General features: G+C 59.1%; 3 protein-coding genes. 1 reads left to right on the forward strand and 2 read right to left on the reverse strand.

The features are described 5' to 3' along the window. Positions 1 to 7 precede the first annotated feature (7 nt). Both F8J34_RS03840 and clpB read right to left on the reverse strand, forming a co-directional pair. Positions 8 to 361, reverse strand: a complete 354-nt coding sequence (locus F8J34_RS03840; protein WP_297056684.1) for a retroviral-like aspartic protease family protein — start codon at positions 359 to 361, stop codon at positions 8 to 10. 3 nt (positions 362 to 364) lie between these two features. Further along, positions 365 to 2,959, reverse strand: coding sequence for an ATP-dependent chaperone ClpB (gene clpB, locus F8J34_RS03845; protein ID WP_297056685.1), 2,595 nt, complete (start codon positions 2,957 to 2,959; stop codon positions 365 to 367). A 1,008-nt stretch (positions 2,960 to 3,967) separates the two neighbouring features. Between clpB and F8J34_RS03850 the strand changes: the two genes are divergently transcribed. Beyond that, positions 3,968 to 4,615, forward strand: a complete 648-nt coding sequence (locus F8J34_RS03850) for a flagellar hook-length control protein FliK (RefSeq protein ID WP_297056686.1) — start codon at positions 3,968 to 3,970, stop codon at positions 4,613 to 4,615. Positions 4,616 to 4,758: the final 143 nt, after the last annotated feature.

Genomic DNA, 4,758 nt, shown 5'->3' on the forward strand with positions numbered 1-4,758 from the left:
CGATACCTCATTTGAGAAGCAACCTTGCCGGCCGAAGCTCCCTCTTAAAGGGGTCAAGAATCACTCCCAGGATCTCCAGGGTGACCACCCCGAGGAGATTCTCATCATCGCCCTCCTCGCCCAGGATCACCGGGGAATGACCCTCCCCGAAGGGAAAACGGAAATAGCATTCCGAGATCTTTCTCTTCACCCGGGTCCCGTCGGCAAGCACAAACTCCGCCTCCCGGCGGGGGGAAAGCCCGAGCCGCTGCCAGACCTCCTTTTTGAGGAGAGAGTAAGTGGCACCGCTATCCACCAGAAACTCTACCTCTTCCTCGCGCCCCCCGTGCGAAACGATCCCCGAAACATAGACCAAACCCACCCTTTAGCCTCCTTTCCGAAAGATGAGTTCGTTCCGGGCCTCATCGAGATCCACCACCACGTGGTCGCCCTCGCCGAACTCCCCGGCGAGGATCTTCATGGCCAGGGGATCCTCCACATAGCGCTGGATGGCCCGGCGCAGGGGTCTGGCTCCATAGACCGGGTCGTAACCCACATTGGCCAGCCATTCGCGGGCCTTGTCCGTAAGTTCGATGGTGATGTGTTTTTCCGCCAGCCGCTCCCGGAGATAACGGATCTGAATCTCCACAATGCGCATGAGCTCCTCGCGGCCCAGGCGGTTAAAGATGATGATCTCGTCGATACGGTTCAGGAACTCCGGCCGAAAGTGAGCCCTTAAGGCCTCCATCACCCGACGCTCCATCTCCTGGCGATCCACGGTGAGTTCCTGGATCCACTGGCTCCCGATGTTCGAGGTCATGATAATGATGGTGTTGCGAAAATCCACCGTGCGGCCCTTTCCGTCGGTAAGCCTCCCGTCATCAAGGATCTGGAGCAGGATGTTGAAGACATCCGGATGGGCCTTCTCGATCTCGTCAAAGAGGATCACGGAGTAGGGCCTGCGGCGTACGGCCTCGGTGAGCTGTCCACCCTCCTCGTAGCCCACATATCCCGGCGGGGCCCCGATAAGCCGGGAGACCGCGTGTTTCTCCATGTATTCGGTCATGTCGATGCGGATCATGGCCTCCTCGGTATCGAACATGAACTCCGCGAGGGCCTTGGCCAGCTCCGTCTTACCCACGCCGGTGGGCCCCAGGAACATGAAGGAACCGATGGGCCGATTGGGATCTTTGAGGCCGGCCCGGGCCCGACGCACGGCGTTGGCGATGGCGGAGATGGCGTGATCCTGGCCCACCACCCGCTGTTTGAGCCGTTCCTCCATCCGGAGGAGCTTCTCGCGCTCGGACTCAAGCAGGCGCGAGACCGGGATGCCCGTCCACTTGGCCACGATCTGGGCCACATCCTCGGCGTCAACCTCTTCCTTAAGAAAGCGCCGGCCGTGTTTTTTGTGAAGCTCCTCCAGGCGCCTGTTTTCGGCCTCAAGCTCCTTTTCAAGCTGCGGGATCTGGCCATAGATGATCTCCGCCACCCGGTTGAGGTCTCCCTTGCGCTCGGCCTGCTGGGCCTCGATGCGGAGCTGGTCGATCTTCTCCTTTAAGTTGCGGATCTTGACGATAACCTCCCGCTCCTCCTGCCACTGACGCTTCATCTCATCAGCCTTGGCCCGAAGCTCCTCCAGCTGGCTTTCAATCTTCTGCAACCTTTCCCTCGCCCGCGGGTCGGTCTCCTTCTCCAGGGCCACCTTTTCGATCTCCAGCTGCTTGATCTTCCGCTCCACCTCGTCGATCTCCATGGGCATGGAGTCGATCTCGATCCGGAGCTTGGCCGCGGCCTCGTCGATGAGGTCGATGGCCTTGTCCGGAAGATAGCGGTCGGTAATGTAACGATGGGAGAGGGTCACCGCAGCCACGATGGCGCTATCGGTGATGCGCACCCCGTGGTGCACTTCGTATTTCTCCTTAAGGCCGCGCAGGATGGCGATGGCCTCCTCCACCGAGGGCTCATCCACATAGACCGGCTGAAACCGGCGCTCAAGGGCCGGATCTTTTTCGATGTGTTTGCGGTATTCGTCGATGGTGGTGGCCCCGATGCAGTGGAGTTCTCCCCGGGCAAGGGCGGGTTTCAGCATATTGGCCGCATCCATGGCCCCTTCGGCGGCCCCGGCCCCCACCAGGGTGTGGATCTCGTCGATGAAAAGGATGATCTCGCCCTCGCTGGCCTGGATCTCCCGCAGCACGGCCTTGAGCCTTTCCTCGAACTCGCCCCGGAACTTGGTCCCGGCGATGAGGGCCCCGAGATCAAGCTGAACTAAACGTTTATTCTTCAAAGGGTCCGGCACATCGCCGGCCACGATCCGCTGGGCCAGCCCCTCCACGATGGCCGTCTTACCCACCCCGGGTTCGCCCACCAGGACGGGGTTGTTCTTGGTCCGCCGGGAGAGAATCTGAATCACCCGGCGGATCTCCTCGTCGCGACCGATCACCGGATCAAGCTTTCCGGCCCGGGCCAGCGCCGTGAGATCCCGCCCGAACTTCTCAAGCGCCTGGTACTTGTCCTCCGGATTCTGATCTGTGATCCGCTGCCCCTTCCTGATCTCGCGGATGGTTTCCAGGACATTCTCCCTGGTCACCCCGCGCTGGTGCAGGATACGGGCCGCCTCGGTGTGGGTGTCCAGGATGGAAAGAAGCAGATGTTCGGTGGAGATATATTCGTCCCGCATCTCGCGGGCCAGACGTTCGGCGGCATCCAGGACCTGCTTGAGGGTCATGGAAAGGTAAACCTGAAAACCGGCTCCGGAAACCTGAGGCAGTTTATCCAGATATTCATCGAGATCCGAGGACACCAGACGATTGTTTACCCCCAGACGATCCAGGATCATGGGAACCAGGCCCCCTTCCTGCTCCACCAGGGCCTTGAGCAGATGCTCCGGCTCGAGCTGCTGATGCCCCCGGCTTTCGGCTATCCTCTGAGCCTCCTGGAGCGCATCCTGAGCCTTGAAGGTGAAACGATCCAGCCGCATTTCCTTTAACCTCCTGCTTTAATATTTTCCGCAAAGGTAAAGTAAGAACGGCCTCTCCGGTGTCAAGCAAGAGAGGGCATTTTTTGCCCGGAAGGGAAAATTTTTCCCGCTTCCGCAGAAGCATTCCTTTCCCTTCGACCGGCTTTAAAAGGGTTTTCTCGCGAATTTTTCCATTGCTCCACCCTGAAAAATCTGGCACTGTCTTTGCATTCAAAATTTAACGGTATGACCGGCTTAATAAATCTGTTACCCATCCAGGGGCTCGGAGAAAAGGGAAAGGCGGAAACCCGATTGTCCGCGGAGGGAACGGATTTTCTGGCTCTTTTACTTCAGCTCCTCTTTCCCTCGGGTGTGCAGACTCCGGAAGAAGCCGCGCCCCCGGAAGCGGAAAAAACGAAAAAAGAGGCCCCTGCATCCACTTCTTTAATTCCTCTTTCTTTCTCCGAAACAAATCCTCCGGTTCCGGAGGCAGGAGAAGGCTCCGGTTCTCCGAAACCGGCTTGGCTTCCCCCGGGAACCAATCCGATTCAGGGATTGGGGGAAATCCCGGACCTGCGGGAAGAGGGTTCGGAAAACCCCGTCCCGAAAGATCCGATCCCGGAGGGCCCTTCGGTGAAGGAGGTCGAAAACGCCCCTGCGGAGAGAGCCGAAGCGGAGTTCAAAGTCGAATTCCCTCTTCCGGAAAAAACTGCCGCTGGGGAAGAAAAATTTTCCCCGCCTTCCGGGATCCCGGGGCGGAATCGGGAAGAAGGACCGATATTCCCGAAGCCGAACATAAAGGCCTCTCTCTCGCAGCCGGATTCTCGAAACGTGAAAGGAGGGCCGATACCGGAGCAGATTCCGCCGGACCCGCCTTTCACCTCGAGGGCTCCGGAGAAGGTTTCTTATTCGGCCGGACATCCCCTTTCCCCCACCCCGAAGGCCCTCGGAACTTCAAAAAAGACCCTTCCTCCGAAGACGGATTTCACTCTCCACCAGTCCGGAGAGAGGATCTTTTCCGGGACTTCCATGCGTAAAAGAACGGAATTCCTGGAGGTCTATCGCTCCGAACCCGTCTCTTCCAGGAGTGTTTCCTCCTCCGGAAGCTCCCTTCACGGCCCCTTCGGGGAAGATCTTTCTCGTATCCGCCCTGAGGGGCCTTTCCTTCCCCCCCGGCCGGAACTTTCCTCTCCCGGCCCCGTGCAGGGGCTCCATCCCGAAGCCCTCGAGGTTCCCCGCCTACCCTCCTACACCCCGGCCCAACTTCCGGAGATGATTCGGGATCTCCTCCTGGAGGTGCATCCCTCCGGAGAGAAGAAGGCCCGGGTCAAGCTCGAACCCCCGGATCTGGGAGAAATGGAAATCGACCTGCGGCTCCATCGTCAGGAGGTGCATCTTTTCTTAAGGGTGGAAAAGCCCGAAGCCGCTCAGGAGCTCCAGGCCCACCTTCATCATCTTCGGCAAAACCTGGAGGAACTGGGCTTTACCCTTACGGACTTTCGAGTGGATCTGGCCGGCGGAGGAAGCGGCTGGCGTTATAGCGAAGAGCGCTCCTTTCATGAACACCGGAAGGAAAGCCCCGGGAGACCCTCCGGGGTGGAAAAAATAAAGGAAACGGCCCCGCAGGAAGGGCCTCTGCGGCCCTGGCATAACGGGGCCCTGAATCTTGTGGTCTGAGGAGGACCAGCATGATCGCCGGAGTAAACCCCCAAACCGGTCAGCCCCTGGCCCTGAAAAGAACCCCCAAAAAGACCCTGAGTCGGGAAGATTTCATCCTTCTCTTTATTAAACAGTTACAGTTCCAGGACCCCATGAAACCC

The sequence above is a fragment of the Thermosulfurimonas sp. genome, from assembly GCF_015491435.1.
In the GTDB taxonomy this organism is placed as follows: Bacteria; Desulfobacterota; Thermodesulfobacteria; order Thermodesulfobacteriales; family Thermodesulfobacteriaceae; genus Thermosulfurimonas_A.